The organism is Pseudomonas sp. NPDC086112 (assembly GCF_044746425.1).
Lineage (GTDB): Bacteria > Pseudomonadota > Gammaproteobacteria > Pseudomonadales > Pseudomonadaceae > Aquipseudomonas.
Genome location: NZ_JBIVCD010000002.1, coordinates 120,689 through 135,910, shown reverse-complemented (window position 1 = coordinate 135,910; position 15,222 = coordinate 120,689). Strand labels below are relative to the sequence as shown.

General features: G+C 56.9%; 11 protein-coding genes and 2 pseudogenes. 4 read left to right on the top strand and 9 right to left on the bottom strand.

Annotated features, from left to right (window positions below):
* Window positions 1-59: 59 nt before the first annotated feature.
* The 3 genes and pseudogenes from ACIPLA_RS02555 to ACIPLA_RS02545 all read left to right on the top strand — a co-directional run.
* Complete coding sequence (locus ACIPLA_RS02555; protein WP_192343770.1) at window positions 60-1,169, top strand: efflux RND transporter periplasmic adaptor subunit; 1,110 nt, start codon at window positions 60-62, stop codon at window positions 1,167-1,169.
* Complete coding sequence (locus tag ACIPLA_RS02550) at window positions 1,166-4,246, top strand: efflux RND transporter permease subunit (protein ID WP_401171185.1); 3,081 nt, start codon at window positions 1,166-1,168, stop codon at window positions 4,244-4,246. Before ACIPLA_RS02555 ends, ACIPLA_RS02550 begins: the two co-directional genes overlap by 4 nt.
* Window positions 4,247-4,300: 54 nt before the next feature.
* Window positions 4,301-4,604, top strand: a pseudogene (locus tag ACIPLA_RS02545) (beta-ketoacyl synthase N-terminal-like domain-containing protein); the annotation flags it as partial.
* Window positions 4,605-4,833: 229 nt separating this feature from the next.
* On the opposite strand, the gene ACIPLA_RS02540 reads toward ACIPLA_RS02545, so the two are convergent.
* The 4 genes and pseudogenes from ACIPLA_RS02540 to ACIPLA_RS02525 form a co-directional block, all read right to left on the bottom strand.
* Window positions 4,834-6,216, bottom strand: a complete 1,383-nt coding sequence (locus ACIPLA_RS02540; protein ID WP_401171182.1) for an LLM class flavin-dependent oxidoreductase — start codon at window positions 6,214-6,216, stop codon at window positions 4,834-4,836.
* A gap of 222 nt (window positions 6,217-6,438) precedes the next feature.
* Window positions 6,439-7,017 (bottom strand): annotated as a pseudogene (locus tag ACIPLA_RS02535) (TonB-dependent receptor domain-containing protein); the annotation flags it as partial.
* An 8-nt stretch (window positions 7,018-7,025) separates the two neighbouring features.
* The gene (locus tag ACIPLA_RS02530) at window positions 7,026-7,241 is read right to left on the bottom strand and encodes a hypothetical protein (RefSeq protein ID WP_123494975.1); all 216 of its coding nucleotides are present in this window, start codon (window positions 7,239-7,241) and stop codon (window positions 7,026-7,028) included.
* A 132-nt stretch (window positions 7,242-7,373) separates the two neighbouring features.
* Window positions 7,374-8,255, bottom strand: coding sequence for an EamA family transporter (locus ACIPLA_RS02525; protein ID WP_401171179.1), 882 nt, complete (start codon window positions 8,253-8,255; stop codon window positions 7,374-7,376).
* A 116-nt stretch (window positions 8,256-8,371) separates the two neighbouring features.
* Here ACIPLA_RS02525 and ACIPLA_RS02520 point away from each other — a divergent pair, with 116 nt between their 5' ends.
* Complete coding sequence (locus ACIPLA_RS02520) at window positions 8,372-9,199, top strand: helix-turn-helix domain-containing protein (protein WP_401171176.1); 828 nt, start codon at window positions 8,372-8,374, stop codon at window positions 9,197-9,199.
* Between the two features lie 273 nt (window positions 9,200-9,472).
* Here the strand turns inward: ACIPLA_RS02520 and ACIPLA_RS02515 are convergent, their stop codons facing one another.
* From ACIPLA_RS02515 to ACIPLA_RS02495, 5 genes are all read right to left on the bottom strand, one after another.
* Window positions 9,473-10,411, bottom strand: a complete 939-nt coding sequence (locus ACIPLA_RS02515; protein WP_401171173.1) for a carbohydrate kinase — start codon at window positions 10,409-10,411, stop codon at window positions 9,473-9,475.
* Window positions 10,412-10,542: 131 nt separating this feature from the next.
* Window positions 10,543-11,181 carry a nucleoside/nucleotide kinase family protein gene (locus ACIPLA_RS02510; RefSeq protein WP_401171170.1) on the bottom strand — a complete coding sequence of 213 codons (639 nt, stop codon included), beginning with the start codon at window positions 11,179-11,181 and terminating at the stop codon, window positions 10,543-10,545.
* A 149-nt stretch (window positions 11,182-11,330) separates the two neighbouring features.
* The gene (locus ACIPLA_RS02505; protein ID WP_008073813.1) at window positions 11,331-12,257 is read right to left on the bottom strand and encodes an ABC transporter substrate-binding protein; all 927 of its coding nucleotides are present in this window, start codon (window positions 12,255-12,257) and stop codon (window positions 11,331-11,333) included.
* Between the two features lie 43 nt (window positions 12,258-12,300).
* Window positions 12,301-13,323 (bottom strand): ribose ABC transporter permease, encoded by a 1,023-nt coding sequence (locus ACIPLA_RS02500; RefSeq protein ID WP_401171167.1) that lies wholly within the window; start codon window positions 13,321-13,323, stop codon window positions 12,301-12,303.
* Window positions 13,320-14,879 carry a sugar ABC transporter ATP-binding protein gene (locus tag ACIPLA_RS02495; RefSeq protein WP_401171164.1) on the bottom strand — a complete coding sequence of 520 codons (1,560 nt, stop codon included), beginning with the start codon at window positions 14,877-14,879 and terminating at the stop codon, window positions 13,320-13,322. The genes ACIPLA_RS02500 and ACIPLA_RS02495 overlap by 4 nt, the downstream gene beginning before the upstream one ends.
* Between the last annotated feature and the right edge of the window lie 343 nt (window positions 14,880-15,222).

Genomic DNA, 15,222 nt, shown 5'->3' with positions numbered 1-15,222 from the left:
CAGTATTGGTCACGAGCGTAAGAATGGGCTCCCAGTCCTCTGCTCAATAAAGGGAACCTATGCTCCGGCTCCGACCTTTCACCCTGGCCGCTTGCTTGTTGCCTCTCGTCCTTACGGCGTGTGGCGACTCATCCACTGCCATCGATCCGCGCACGCTTGCCCCTTTGGTGAGGGTCGCGCAAGTGCAGGGGGCGTCCGCCAGCGCTCGCTCTTTCACCGGTGTTGTGGCGGCGCGGGTCCAGAGCGACCTGGGCTTTCGCGTTTCCGGCAAGGTGCTGGAGCGGGTGGTGGATGCCGGCCAGACCGTTAAAAAGGGCCAGCCTTTGATGCGCCTGGACCCGATCGACCTGGGATTGCAGGCGCGAGCCCAGCAAGAAGCCGTCACGGCCGCCCGCGCCCGGGCCAAGCAGACTGCGGATGACGAGGCGCGGTATCGCGAGCTGGTGGCCGCCGGGGCGATTTCGGCGTCGGGCTACGACCAGATCAAAGCCGCAGCCGATACCGCCAAGGCCCAACTCAGCGCTGCCGAGGCGCAAGCTGATGTGGCCCGCAATGCATCCGGCTACGCGGTGCTCCTCGCCGACGCCGACGGCGTGGTAATGGACACGCTGGCCGAGCCGGGGCAGGTCGTCAGCCCCGGGCAACCCGTGGTTCGACTGGCGCGAGCCGGGCAGCGCGAAGCCGTCGTGCAACTGCCCGAGACCCTGCGGCCAGCCGTCGGGTCCAGCGCGCAGGCGACGCTGTACGGCAGCACCAGCGGGGCCGTCACCGCGAAACTGAGGTTGCTTTCCGATTCGGCTGACCGGGTGACCCGCACCTTTGAAGCGCGCTATGTGCTGGAAGGCGCCCTGGCCAACGCACCGCTGGGCTCGACCGTCACACTGCGTATCGCCGAAGGCGCGACCCAGGGGCAGGTGGTGCAGGTGCCGATTGCTGCGTTGTACGACCCGGGCAATGGCACCGGCGTGTGGGCCATCGACGGCGAACCGGCAAAAGTCACCTGGCGTGCGGTGCAGGTCCTGGGCTTGAGCGACGACGCTGCGCGCGTCACAGGTCGCCTCAACGTCGGCGAACAGATCATCGGCCTGGGCGCACATCTGCTGCGTGAAGGCGAGTCAGTCAGGCTGCTTCCACAAAACGATGTGAAGGTCGCCGGGAGCCGCCAATGAGCCTCAATCTTTCGGCCCTCGCTGTACGCGAGCGCTCCATCACGGTGTTTCTGATTTTTCTGATTGCTGTCGCCGGGACCTTGGCCTTCTTCAAGCTGGGCCGCGCGGAGGATCCGCCGTTCACGGTCAAACAACTGACCGTCATCACGGCCTGGCCGGGCGCGACGGCGCAGGAGATGCAGGACCAGGTGGCCGAGCCCCTGGAGAAACGCCTGCAAGAATTGAAATGGTATGACCGCACGGAAACCTACACCCGTCCCGGTCTGGCTTTCACCATGGTCTCGCTGCTGGACCGCACGCCGCCTTCCCAGGTGCAGGAAGAGTTTTATCAGGCGCGCAAGAAGCTTGACGACGAAGCCACTAAGTTGCCGGCGGGTGTGATCGGGCCATTGGTCAACGACGAGTACTCGGACGTGACATTCGCGCTTTTCGCCCTCAAGGCCAAGGGCGAGCCGCAGCGATTGTTGGTGCGTGATGCCGAGGTCTTGCGCCAGCGCCTGTTGCACGTGGCAGGGGTGAAAAAGGTCAACATCATCGGCGAGCAGGCCGAGCGCATTTTCATCTCTTTTTCCCACGACCGGCTGGCGACCCTGGGCGTTTCCCCTCAGGACATTTTCGCCGCACTGAACAGCCAGAACGTGCTCACACCCGCCGGTTCCATCGAAACCAATGGACCACAGGTCTTCCTGCGGGTGGACGGCGCCTTCGACAAGCTGGAGAAAATCCGAGACACGCCGCTGGCCATCCAGGGCCGCACCTTGAAGCTCTCGGACGTGGCGACGGTTGAGCGCGGCTATGAGGATCCGGCCACCTTCCTGGTGCGCAACAACGGCGAAGAGGCGTTGTTGCTGGGCGTGATCATGCGCGAAGGCTGGAACGGCCTTGACCTGGGCAAGGCGCTCGATGCAGAAACAAGCAAGATCAATGAAGGCATGCCGCTGGGCATGACACTGACCAAAGTGACTGACCAAGCGGTGAACATCAATTCGGCGGTTGACGAGTTCATGATCAAGTTCTTCGTCGCCTTGCTGGTGGTGATGGTCGTCTGCTTTATCAGCATGGGCTGGCATGTCGGGATCGTGGTCGCGGCGGCTGTGCCGTTGACCCTGGCCATCGTGTTTGTGGTAATGGCAGCCACCGGGAAAAACTTTGACCGGATCACCCTGGGTTCGTTGATCCTGGCCCTCGGGCTGCTGGTGGACGACGCCATCATCGCCATTGAAATGATGGTGGTGAAAATGGAGGAGGGCTACGACCGGATCAAGGCCTCCGCGTATGCCTGGAGCCACACGGCCGCACCGATGCTGTCCGGTACGCTGGTGACCGCGATCGGCTTCATGCCCAACGGCTTCGCCCAGTCCACCGCCGGCGAGTACACCAGCAACATGTTCTGGATCGTCGGCATCGCCCTGATCGCCTCTTGGGTGGTCGCGGTGGCATTCACCCCTTACCTGGGGGTGAAAATGTTGCCGAACATCAAGAAGGTCGAAGGCGGGCATGCGGCCATCTACGACACTCCGCGCTACAACCGCTTCCGTCGGATCCTGACGCGGGTGATCGCGCGCAAATGGCTGGTGGCCGGCACGGTTATCACGTTGTTTGTCGTGGCCATCCTGGGCATGGGCCTGGTGAAGAAACAGTTCTTCCCCACCTCGGATCGCCCCGAGGTGATGATTGAAGTGCAGATGCCCTATGGCACCTCCATCGAACAGACCAGCGCCACCACCGCCAAGGTCGAGGCGTGGCTGCAAAAACAGGCGGAAGCCAAAATCATCACGGCTTACATCGGGCAGGGCGCGCCGCGCTTTTTCCTGGCAATCGCGCCGGAACTGCCGGATCCATCGTTCGCCAAGATCGTTGTGCTGACAGATAACCAGGAAGCACGGGAAACCCTCAAGTTCCGTCTGCGCGAAGCGGTCGCCGAAGGACTCGCTCCGGAGGCCCGGGTCAGGGCAACGCAGATTGTCTTCGGTCCGTATTCACCATTCCCGGTGGCTTACCGAGTGATGGGGCCTGACCCGTCGAAACTGCGGGAGATCGCAGCTCGCGTACAGGACGTCATGCAAGCCAGCCCGATGATGAGGACCGTCAACACCGACTGGGGCTCACTGACGCCGACGCTGCATTTCAATCTGGATCAGGACCGCTTGCAGGCGGTAGGGCTGACCTCCAGTGCCGTTGCCCAGCAACTGCAATTCCTGCTGGCCGGGGTGCCGATCACGGCGGTTCGCGAGGACATCCGTTCGGTGCAGGTGGTGGGACGCGCCGCCGGCGATATCCGCCTTGATCCGGGCCGGATCGAAGGTTTTACCCTGGTGGGTGCGGCGGGGCAGCGTATCCCCCTGTCCCAGGTCGGCGAGGTGGACGTGCGCATGGAGGATCCGATCCTTCGCCGGCGTGACCGGACTGCGACCATAACGGTGCGCGGCGACATCGCCGAAGGCCTGCAACCGCCGGATGTATCGACAGCCGTCATCAAGCAGCTGCAACCGATCATCGACACGTTGCCCGATGGCTATCGGATCGAGCAGGCGGGGGCCATCGAGGAATCCGGCAAAGCCGGCCAGGCCATCGTGCCACTGGTGCCGATCATGGTGGCCCTGACGCTGCTGATCATCATCGTCCAGGTGCGTTCGATCTCGGCCATGATCATGGTGTTCTTCACCGCGCCGCTGGGGTTGATCGGCGTGGTGCCGACGCTGCTGATTTTCCATCAGCCGTTCGGTATCAATGCCCTGGTGGGGCTGATCGCGCTGTCGGGGATTCTGATGCGCAACACGCTGATCCTGATTGGGCAGATCCATCAGAACGCAGCGGAGGGGCTGGACCCGTTCCACGCTGTCATCGAAGCCACCGTGCAACGGGCGCGTCCGGTGCTGCTGACGGCCCTGGCGGCGATCCTGGCGTTTATCCCGCTGACCCATTCGGTTTTCTGGGGAACGCTGGCCTACACCCTGATCGGCGGCACGTTTGTCGGAACCATCATGACGCTGGGGTTCCTGCCGGCGATGTATTCCATCTGGTTCAAGATCCGTCCGGTCAAGGCCGTGCAAACTGAAACAGTAAAGCTGGCATAAGCGATCGATCACTTGCCGCTCCAGTGAGCGTCTACAGAAATGAAGAGGTTTTCCATGAGTACTCCAGCAGGTCAAACGCGCATCGTAGTCACGGGCGTCGGCGTCGTCGGTCCCCTGGGTTGTGGCGTAGAGGAAGTCTGGAAACGGCTGCTGGCCGGACGTTCCGGCATTCGTCGCCTGCCCGAAGTATTCGCCGAGGGCACCGGCGTCGCGGTCGGCGGCCAGGTGCCGACGCTGGAAGACGATGCCGTTGCCGGAGCGCTTCATCGCCCCCAAGGACCGCAAGAAATTGGATCGCTTCATCGAGTTCGCCTTGGTGGCGGCGCAAGAGGCCCTGGATCAGGCAGGCTGGCATCCGACTGAGGTCAAATCCTTTTGGCCCCGTGAGCTGCAAGGGAAGATCGAGTTGGCGCAGCTGAATTTGCAGCCGGGCCGTGAGCATCCATTGTTTATCTGCGCCCGGCAGCGCGATCAATCCCGAGTCTGGACCTCGGCGCTGTTTCTTACGTTGTAAACGCTGATGCCCCGCGACGTTTTCCTCGAACGTTCGGCGACTGCTTGATAACGCTTGAGCAGTCGCCTTCGGGCTAAAGCGCCTTGCCGAAGCGGAATGAAGCGCCATAAGCCGAGTCGGGTAAATGGCTGCTGCCATCTTCCCTTAACCTGGACCTGAAGGTACCGCTTTGCGGCTGGGTCCTGTAGAGGCCGCGCTTTTGTAATTCGGGAATGATCAACTCCACGAAATCTTCGAGTGTGCCAGGGCTGATCAACGGATTGATCATGTAGCCGCTGGTGCCGCTAATGCGTGCGTGTTCTTCGATCCGGTCGGCTACCTGTTGTGGGGTGCCCACCAGGATCAGGTCGCTGCCGCGGGTGACTTTGGCAAAACGTTGCTTCACATCCCCGGCGGTCAACGGCTTACCACTGCCATCGGGGTGCATGACATAGGACGTCAGCCCTTCGGTGTGGGTCGACAATGCATCGCTGTCGGCATAGCGACTGATATCGATGCCGGTGTCGCCCGCATAACTGACCAGTTGCGCTTGAAGATGGTAGTTGCTTTGCAACGCGTCATATTTGCGCTGGGCTTCAATTTCGGTTTTGGCGGTGACGATGCGCAATACAGTCAGGGACTTCACATCCTCACGCTGGCGACCGAGAGTCTGGGCCTTGGCCCATATGTCCTCCAGGCCCTGACGGATTTCCTGAGGGTTGGATTTGGCAATGAAGATCAGCTCGGCGTGCTTGGCGGCGAACTCGCGACCGCGACCCGACCAGCCGGCCTGGATCAGTAGCGGTGTGCGCTGTGGCGACGGTGAGGTGAGGTGCGGCCCGGCGACTCGATAGTGCTCGCCCACGTGGTTAATCGGCCGTACCCGATCACCCCGGGCATACAGCTGATGAGCTTTGTCCGCGACCACCGCATCGTCGGCCCAACTGCCTTCCCACAGCTTGTACACCACATCGAGAAATTCTTCGGCGCGTTCGTAGCGGTCATCGTGTTTGATCATCTGTTCAAGGCCGAAGTTACGCGCGGCGCTGGACAGATAAGAGGTCACGATGTTCCAGCCCACCCGGCCATTGGTGAGGTGGTCCAGGGTGCTGAAACGCCGAGCGTGGGAAAAGGGGTGTTCATAGCTGGTGGTAACCGTGACGCCAAACGCAAGGTTTTCGGTGACCGCGGCCAGGGCGGGAATGATCATCAACGGATCATTGGCCGGAGCTTCCACAGCCCATTTCATCGCGGCATCGGCATTGCCACCAAAGACGTCGTAGAAACCCAGCACGTCGCCGAAGAACAGCATGTCGAGGTTGGCCTGGTCGGCAATGCGCGCCAGGTTCGACCAGTAGCCCAACGAGTTGATTGCCAGGCGCTCGTCAGCCGGATGCGTCCAGAGGCTCGGCGCACCTCCACAGCCCACACTGGCTTGTTCGTAGAGTGCAAACAACAGAGGTTTTGGATCGGACATCATGGCTCCTGAACAAATTTGAAGGGGCGTTTCTGTATCAACTTCAGCTCATAGATTGAAACGCACTATAAAAACAAAATGTAATTATTTAATGGAATAAGAGCCTTGTATCAGGCTATATGGAACTTAAGCCTCGGGCGCCATCCTTACCGGGCTCGGCATCGCTCAGAATGAATGTTCGAAATACCTGCGATCTTTTGTTCTTGCTCTACGCGCTAGGAGTCAGAACGCGTATTGCAGGCGGGTGTAGTAGTAACCGCCGGTGAAGCCGAAGGGTGAATAACTGCCCCAGTTATCTCTGAACGAAGAGTTGCTTAAGCCGATATGGTCGGGGTACTTGTCGAACAGGTTCTGCGCGCCGACGGCCACGGTCAGTTGTTTGTTGATCGCATAGGCCACGTCGAGGTCGGTGATCCATTTGGCCGAATACTCGCGATCCAGGCTTGGATCGCTTGAGCTGTTGACCTCGGTGTAGGTGCCATAACGGGTCAGCCGCAGATTGACGTCGAAGTCGCTGATCGCCCAGTCGGCGGAGAAGATCATCTTGCTGCTGGGGGAGGTTTTGGTAATCAGTGCTCGCGATTGGCGTCCGAGCAGCTGGAAGTCGCCCAGGGCGGTCAGTTGTGACGGTGTGTCGTTGACGCTGAGGATTTTCGTGTGGTTGTAGTTCAGTGCCGCAGTCCATCTCACCGAGCCGAACTGGTTCAGGTTCTGCCGGTAATTGCCGACCACATCGACCCCGGACGTCCGGGTGTTGGCGCCGTTGGTGAAGTACTGCGCGCCGGCCGTGGCCGGCACATGGACGCGGGTCATGCGAGCTTGATGGCTCCGCCTTGGATATCGTCCCGCGCCATTCGCAAGTCATTGGCGTCTTGGTTGAGCCGATGAATGAGGTTGAGCAATCGTTGGCGCAACACCTCGTCTTGGAGCTGCTCAGTAGCACGCATCACATCAAGCGCCGCTGCCTCATTGTTGGTGGCAACAGCGTCGAGTAGTTTGCGCATGCTTCTTGATGGCCGATTCATCTCCAACCCTCCTAGGTTTCGGTGACGCGAATCATATGGCCGAAATGTTTCGTTAGTGTTTCAGTTCACGAACTTGGTTTTGAATCACCGGCTCCGGTCGTACCACATCAACTTCGTCGCAAGTATCGCGTATCAGAGGCCACGATGGCGTACCAGCAGGACACGTCCTGGCCTTGAACCAACGGCAAGCGCAAACAGAATCAATGCGATGGAGGCCCAGCCTGAGGCGCTGGGGCGTTGGCCTAGAATGAGAATGGAGCTGACGATGCCGAACACGGGAATCAGCAGCGACAGCGGCGCCACCCGCGATGCAGGGTACTCACGCAATAGCAGGTTCCATCCCCAGTAGCAGAAGAGCGTGGCGCCGTAGACCTGGAAAGCTAGTGAAAATGTCGTAACCGCATTCAAATGCGAAGGCAAGGCTATAAATGGAGCCGCGCCATGCAACAGCCAAGTCATCAGAAATAGCGGAATGGGTGGAAATAAACTGGCCCATACCACGAAGGCGAAAATCTGGTGCACCTTCGATACTTTGATCACGACATTGCCAATGCTCCATGCCACAGCGCTAACGATCACTAATGCGAAACCGATCATTGTGGCCTCACCGGGACTGCCCAGCAGGATGCCAATCAGCCCTATCGCAGCCAGCACGATGCCGAATAATTGAGGCATTGATAGGCTTTCACGGAACAACAGCACACCCCAGCCGAGCGTGAAGAATGCGCTGAACTGGATTAGCAGCGAGGCACTACCGGGTGGCACACCCAATGCGATACCCAGGTTGATCAAGGCCCACATCGCTACGCCGAAAATCAATCCATAGACCGCAAGCCAGCGGAAGGCAACTTGCGGACGCTTCACGAAAAACACCCAGGGTAAGGCGGCCAGCGTGAAGCGAATCGCAGTCAACAGCAGGGGGTCAATATCGGTAAGACCGAGTTTTGTAATGGGGAAGTTCAATCCCCAAACGGCCGTCACCAAGACGGCAAGCAACAAGTGTTTTTTCTGCATGGTTCGCGTGTCTTTCCCTGAATAGTGAGTTTTAAATGCTCTGTACCTCTGGGAATATGCAAGAAATCGGAATGGCCCGCTTTCAGCCGGGGGCCAAATATCATTAAAATCAGGCCATGCAAACAACAGCGCTAGATCCCTACCAAAACATACCGCGCGATGCTGTCGTGACCGTAAGCGACTATGCAGACGGTGAGCTGTTCCCGTCGCACATCCATCAGCGTGGACAATTCGCTTATGCCGCACGCGGTGTCATCACTATATTCACCGACGAAGGCAACTGGGTCGTTCCGCCCCTGCGCGGCATATGGGTACCGTCCCAGCGACCTCACGCTATGCAAATGCGTGGCCCTGTCACGATGCTCAACACCTATATCCGCAAACAGGCTGTGCAGCGTCTGGGGCTACCGGCTCATTGCCAGGTTTTCGATGTATCGCCGCTACTGCGGCAACTGTTGGAGAAGGCCATCGATATTCCCGCGCGCTATGACAAAAATGGACGCGATGGCTATCTGATGGGTTTGTTGCTGCACGAGATTGCCGGGATGCCTGCGCTATCGCTCAATGCGCCATTACCGACTGAACCTCGTCTTGCTCGGGTATGCCGCGATTTTTTGGCCCACCCTTCGCTGGAGATCGGCATCGACGACATGGCGCAGCGCACCGGAATGAGCCGCCGCACCTTTACCCGCCACTTTCGACTGCAAGCTGGCATCAGCTATATCGAATGGAGACAACAAGCTTGTCTGCTTGCGGCAGTTGTTCGACTTGGAAGCGGCCAGTCTGTTACGCAGGTCGCAATAGAGTTGGGGTATAGCAGCTCAAGTGCATTCGCAACGGTATTCAAGCGTGTACTGGGTGAAGTGCCCAGTCGATATGTCTCAGAACAAAAGGTGTCGGTGTCCAAATTCGACCAGAAATACAGCGCACCGCCATCACCTTAGTGCTGGAATCTGGAAGGTGTATTGGCCGGACGCTTACTGAAATCCAGCGCCATCCAGTGCTTTTAAGTCCTGAATTGAGTCTCGAATGAGAGTCTTGAATTCGGACAAGCACTGTCGCCGTGATGAGGCGCGTGCTTTGGTTGCTCAGGGCGGATAGTCCGTTCAGCCAGCGCCCGATAGCCAGCCTTCGCCACAGCCCAAGTCAAGTGGGGGTGGGGGACCCCACTTGCTCGCGAAAACTGCAATGCCCGCGATACAGATTCTGACCAGATATCAATCCAACTGATGCCGATAAGGCAAGTCCGGCCCGGTCTTGCCGCAGGTCAGGGCGGCGGCGCTGACGGCGAAGGTGAGCATCGCGTCGATCTGTTCGCGACTCAAGCGCTGCAAACCCTCCACCGAATCCAGCTGCTGTTCGGTCAGCCAGGCGATCAACGCCGCTTGGAAAGTGTCGCCGGCGCCCACGGTATCAGCCATCACCACCGCGCAGGCCGGCGCCGACCAACTGCCATGGCGGCGGCTGAATACCGTTGCTCCCTGGCCGCCACGGGTGAGGAATACCAGCTGGCAGCGGTGTTCCAGCCAGCCATGGATCACGCTTTGCGGATCACGCTCGGGGTAGAGCAGGTTCAGGTCCTCGTCGCTGACCTTGATAAGGTCGGCATGCTCGACCAGAGTGTTGATGCGTTCGCGCCACAGTTCGATATTCGGTTGCGGGTTTAGTCGCACGTTGGGGTCTAGGCTGATCAGGCGTTTGCCGCTTTCCCGGCGGACCAGGGCCAGCAGGGTGTCGGCAATCGGCTGCACCACCACCGAGAACGAGCCGATATGCAACCCACGCACCTCAGCGCCTAACTCAGGTAAATGCCCCGGCAACAGCTGGCGATCGGCACAGCCTTCGCCTCGGAAGCTGTAATGCGGCGAGCCGTCGGCACCGACGGCGACCATCGCCAGGGTGGTCGGTGCGTCGAAGTCCTGCAGGTAGTCTGGGCGCACGCCTTCCTCCTGCAGCACTTGCTGTAAACGCCGGCCGAGGTAGTCGCTGGACAGCCCGGCGAACAGCGCGACGTCGATGCCCAGACGGCGCAAGCCGACGGCGACGTTGAACGGCGAACCACCGGCAATCGCTTTGTAGTTCACTTTTGAAGCTTGAACGTTGACGTCGTTTTCACTGAAGAAATCGAACAGCGCTTCACCACATACCAGATACATAGTCATTCGCTCTTTAAAGGTTCGCTACAAGTTGTTAATAGCGTTCGTAGGCCTGTTAGCGTTAAAAAGCTAGCCAAGCAAAGCGCTTGGTTAACGGCGTGATTCTTTCTCAAAAGAGAAGAAGTGGGATCTTAATTTGTGATCGTGAAGTCAGCGATATTGCTGGCCGAAATCACAATGTCGGCATTCGGAAGGTCGTTGCGATGAACTTTTTCATAGGAAGTGGCCTCATCGAAACCCAATGATCGCCATCGATCAAGCAGGCGCGCTTCCAGGGTTTTGCGGTCAGCCTGCAGCATTATGGTGGCGTCAAAACAGTCTCTTAAGGACGACCATGGGGCGAGGTCTAATAGAAGGTAGTTTCCTTCCACGATGAGATATTTCACGTCAGAGGAAATCAATTGTCCTGCAGCACGGGATATCTCCAGGATTCGATCGAATACCGGAACGGCAACCGCTGGTTCGTTGTTCGCACGAAGCCGTAGCAGCAGACTCCTGAAGCCACCCACATCGAATGTATCAGGTGAGCCCTTACGATCTAAAAGGTTCAAGGATCCAAGAACCGCATCATCGTAATGAAAGCCATCCCCGGGAACGACAACTGCGCTCCCCGGCATAACGCTATTAAGAGCCTCTACCAAGGCCTGAGAGACGGTGGACTTACCGGCACCAGGCGGCCCCGCTAGCGCAACGACAATTCGATTCCCAGACAGGGCCTTAACGTAGTTAAGTAGCTCTGTACTTACTATTGTGTTTGTTTTGGTAAACATGCCAAATCTCTCCTCAGCAGCCGTCGCTCAGGTTTCCCGTAGGTTCGCCCCTCTAGGGGTTTTCATGCCGTTCGGCCGCTGCGAGCAACTCGCAGCAGCCATTCCCCGCATTAAAGAGGTGGGACCCCTATGTCATTTGACTCAATCGCTCAGTGGTCAGCTTGCCAGCCTTTGTACTCCATGACGTTGGCTCGTGTTACCAGTGAGGGTTGAAGCAGTACCGTTGTGCTTTCCAAAGATTTGCCATTCAACAGGTCATAACCCATCGTTACGGCCTGTTGTGCCTGGCCCCAAGGGGATTGAGAGGCGGATGCCTGGATCTGTGTATCGCTTTTGAGCGCAGTCTCTATATCGGGAGCTCCATCCACCGATGCGATAATGATGCCTTTGCGCTTGAGTTGTTTTGCTGCCAGGTCTGCACCTATGGCCTGGGGGTCATTGATCGCGAACACCGCGTCGACTTTTGCAAAGCGAGTCAAGTCGCCTTGCATCACGCTGTAGCCACCTTCGCGCGAGCCTTTGGCATCCTGATTATCAGACAGTACTTTGATATCGGGTGCCTGCGCGAATACACTCTTACAGCCATTGACTCGGTCCAAGACTGCTGAGGTCTGCGTACCATTCTGGATAATAACGTTACCCTTGCCACCCAGCTTCTCAGAGATGTACTGACATACAATCCTGCCGGCTTCGACGTTATCGGTCTGTACCGTGGCGTTGGCACCTTGCACCATGACATCTACGCCCACAACCACTATGCCTGCCTTCCTTGCTTTAGCAATCGCAGGCGCGATTGCTACAGGGTCGACGGCGTTGACAAGAATCAAGTCTACGCCCGAAGAAATGAAGTTATCGATTTGAGTGAACTGCTTATTCAAATCGTAATCTGCCGACACTGAGATAAATTTTGCGGCGGGATTGATATGCAGTGCCTCGGCTTTGGCGCCATCTACCATCGCTACAAAGTAAGGATTACCCAGCGAGCCAACAGTTATCCCGACGGATTTCAACTCTCGCGCTTGAGCGCTGCTAAATGCCAGTAGTGTACAAACAGCGGTAAATATTATTTTTTTCATGAGCACTGTCTCTTGTTATTGGAGTGTGGGGGTTATATATGATTCAGGTTCGTGCACCTGACTGCCGAAAGCGATCGAGGGCTACCGCGCCGATGATGACAACACCTTTGATAATGTATTGCCAGATATCCGAAACTCCCAGCAATATCAGGCCATTGGAAAGTGTAGCGATAATCAGGGCGCCAATTAGCGTACCGACGATAGTGCCGACGCCTCCTGTAAAGCGCGTGCCTCCCAGAATAACGGCGGCGATAGCGTCGAGTTCATAAGACTGTCCCATTTGCAGTCCGTTAGCAGCCATCAGTCGAGCGGAAGTCATGATAGCCCCCACACCCGCCAACAAACCGGATAGGGCATAAGCAAATAACAGGACTTTCCAGACTTTGATTCCCGACAACCGTGCGGCCTCAGGATTGCCGCCCACTGCGTAAATCTGTACGCCTAACACCGTACGTCGAAGAATAAGCCACGAAAGAGTAACCACGACTACCGCGATTACAACCAGCCATGGCACCCCGAACAACGTATCGTTTCCAATGTAAGCAAAGGACAGGTCGGGATTGAAAACCGTTTTGTCTTCGCCGATGAGGCGTGCGATTCCACGCATCGCAGTCAATCCGCCTAGCGTGACGATAAATGCCGGTAGCTTTCCGAAAGCGACCAATACACCATTGACGAGCCCTAGTAGCAGTCCGACTCCAAGCCCCGCAGCGATGGCCAGGGGAGCAAACCCCGGAACTTGCGATACCAATAGCGCCACTACTGCGGAAACAGACAGAATCGAACCCACCGAAAGGTCGATTCCTCCTGTCAAAATCACGAAAGTCAGACCTGACGCCAATACCACATTGATAGAGGCTTGCTGACTGATGATCGAGAAATTCTGAACTGAGAAAAAGCTCTCGCTCAACAGGCCAAAGCCCACACAAAGGAGTAACAGTACGGGCAGCATGCCCGCCACTCTCATTAGTTGGCGCATTTTATCCTGGGTGGAAGCTCCGGCGATGCTTCGTACACCAGGCGTGGTGAGGTCACTTGCTACTTTGCTTTGCAGTGGGGAAGTCATTGGACTAAGTCTCCGTTGGCTAGAGTCAACCTGTCGCTGCCTGTGGCAGACGCGATAATGGCTTCAGGTGTGATATCAAGACCGCTGTGGCCACCGAGTTCGGTGACAAGTTTACCTTCACACATGACCAATACACGGTCGGCAATTCCAACGATCTCTGGTAGTTCACTTGAAATTATCACTACGCAAACGCCGGATGCTGCTAATGCATTGATGATTTTATATATTTCTGATTTAGCCCCAATGTCGACACCCGATGTAGGCTCGTCGAGGAACAATACTCTGGGCTTCATCTCCAGCAGACGAGCCAACAAAACTTTTTGCTGGTTACCTCCGGACAGTGCTCCAACATTGATATCTGAAGACGCTTTGATATTGAGTGCCTGGATTGCTTGTTCGGTACGTCCAGTTCCGGCCGTTCGGTCCACAAACCCCGCAAATCGAGCATCACTTCCCACAACACATACATTGATATTGTCGTGGACACTCATGTCGAGAAAAAGGCCCAGTGCTTTGCGGTCTTCTGTCAGATAGACGATGCCTGCGTTACCTGCATCGCGAGGAGAGCGTATGACTACAACTTCGCCGTCCATCTCAATCTTTCCGCCTGAGTACGCATCGACGCCTGCGATTAATCGGGCAAGTTCGGTTCTTCCAGAACCCACCAGTCCTGCAATCCCGAGAATTTCGCCGGCGTACAGATCGAAACTGCAATCCTGAATTTTGAAGTCATCTGTAAGATTGTGAACACGTAGTATCGGTTGCTCGTAAGAGCACAAAGAACGCTCATGGGCGTAGAAGCCGGAAACATCGCGGCCAACCATCATCCGGACCAGGGTTTCAGCTGACAGCGTGACGCGATCCAGCGAACCAACGTAACGACCGTCCCGGAGCACCGAAACACAATCGGACAATGCGTATATCTCGGCCATTCGATGGCTGATATAGATGATCGCGACGCCATCATCACGTAGCTGGCGAATCAATGTAAAAAGACTTTCGGTCTCTTTTGTGGATAGCGGCGTTGTAGGCTCGTCCATCACCAGGATTCGCGTATCGGCATGAATTGCACGCGCGATTTCAACAAGTTGTTGGTCCGCAATCGACAAGGTGCCGACCAGTGCGTGCGGATCAAATGTGACGCCAAGTCGCTTTAGTACTACGAGCGCGCCTTCGGTCATTGCCTTGCGGTTTATAACTCCACATCGACGAATCTCTCTACCCAGGTAGATGTTCTCCACCACGCTCATATTTGCGCACAAGCTGAGCTCTTGATAGATGACGGATATGCCATGGCGCTTCGCATCGTTCACGCCATAGTTTCGAATATCACATCCGTCGATTCGTATAGTGCCACTGTCGGCGACATAGGCCCCCGATAGTATTTTCATCAGGGTGGATTTTCCGGCGCCGTTTTCGCCCATTAGCGCGTGGATTTGTCCAGGGAAAATACTGAGGTCAATGTCATGCAGGACGCGCACCCCATTGAATGACTTCGAGATGGAATGCATTTCCAATAGGGCAGGAGGGGGGCTTTCAGATCCAGTGCTCAGCATAACTGTTAACTCCTTATCTACCGATTTGAGAGGCAGTTGAAACCTCCCATCGGTGTTCTTGTTTGAGCAACATAGTCGAAAGGAAAGCGCTTGCGCAAGCGCTTTCCTTTTCGTTCGAGGAATTCTCCAAAAAGCACTTCAACGTCCATCCCCTAGGGAAGCCCCGATCAAAGAGCACATGAAAAGGATGTTAGAAAAGCGCTTGCGCAAGCGCTTTCGTCTCGGCTATGCTTTTTTCAACAAGCGCTGCTGCGTCCATCAATTGGTTCGCAGGATGATCGCTACGATAATAAAAAGGAGTGCCCGGCTATGCTGCATAGCGGATTCCACCATCTCGATTCAC

Excerpts from the sequence above, each read along its gene's own strand:
- ACIPLA_RS02530 (WP_123494975.1), bottom strand. The coding sequence starts at position 7,241 with ATGAATCGGCCATCAAGAAGCATGCGCAAACTACTCGACGCTGTTGCC.
- ACIPLA_RS02495 (WP_401171164.1), bottom strand. The coding sequence starts at position 14,879 with ATGCTGAGCACTGGATCTGAAAGCCCCCCTCCTGCCCTATTGGAAATG.
- ACIPLA_RS02505 (WP_008073813.1), bottom strand. The coding sequence starts at position 12,257 with ATGAAAAAAATAATATTTACCGCTGTTTGTACACTACTGGCATTTAGC.
- ACIPLA_RS02540 (WP_401171182.1), bottom strand. The coding sequence starts at position 6,216 with ATGTCCGATCCAAAACCTCTGTTGTTTGCACTCTACGAACAAGCCAGT.
- ACIPLA_RS02550 (WP_401171185.1), top strand. The coding sequence starts at position 1,166 with ATGAGCCTCAATCTTTCGGCCCTCGCTGTACGCGAGCGCTCCATCACG.
- ACIPLA_RS02500 (WP_401171167.1), bottom strand. The coding sequence starts at position 13,323 with ATGACTTCCCCACTGCAAAGCAAAGTAGCAAGTGACCTCACCACGCCT.
- ACIPLA_RS02555 (WP_192343770.1), top strand. The coding sequence starts at position 60 with ATGCTCCGGCTCCGACCTTTCACCCTGGCCGCTTGCTTGTTGCCTCTC.
- ACIPLA_RS02510 (WP_401171170.1), bottom strand. The coding sequence starts at position 11,181 with ATGTTTACCAAAACAAACACAATAGTAAGTACAGAGCTACTTAACTAC.
- ACIPLA_RS02520 (WP_401171176.1), top strand. The coding sequence starts at position 8,372 with ATGCAAACAACAGCGCTAGATCCCTACCAAAACATACCGCGCGATGCT.
- ACIPLA_RS02515 (WP_401171173.1), bottom strand. The coding sequence starts at position 10,411 with ATGTATCTGGTATGTGGTGAAGCGCTGTTCGATTTCTTCAGTGAAAAC.
- ACIPLA_RS02525 (WP_401171179.1), bottom strand. The coding sequence starts at position 8,255 with ATGCAGAAAAAACACTTGTTGCTTGCCGTCTTGGTGACGGCCGTTTGG.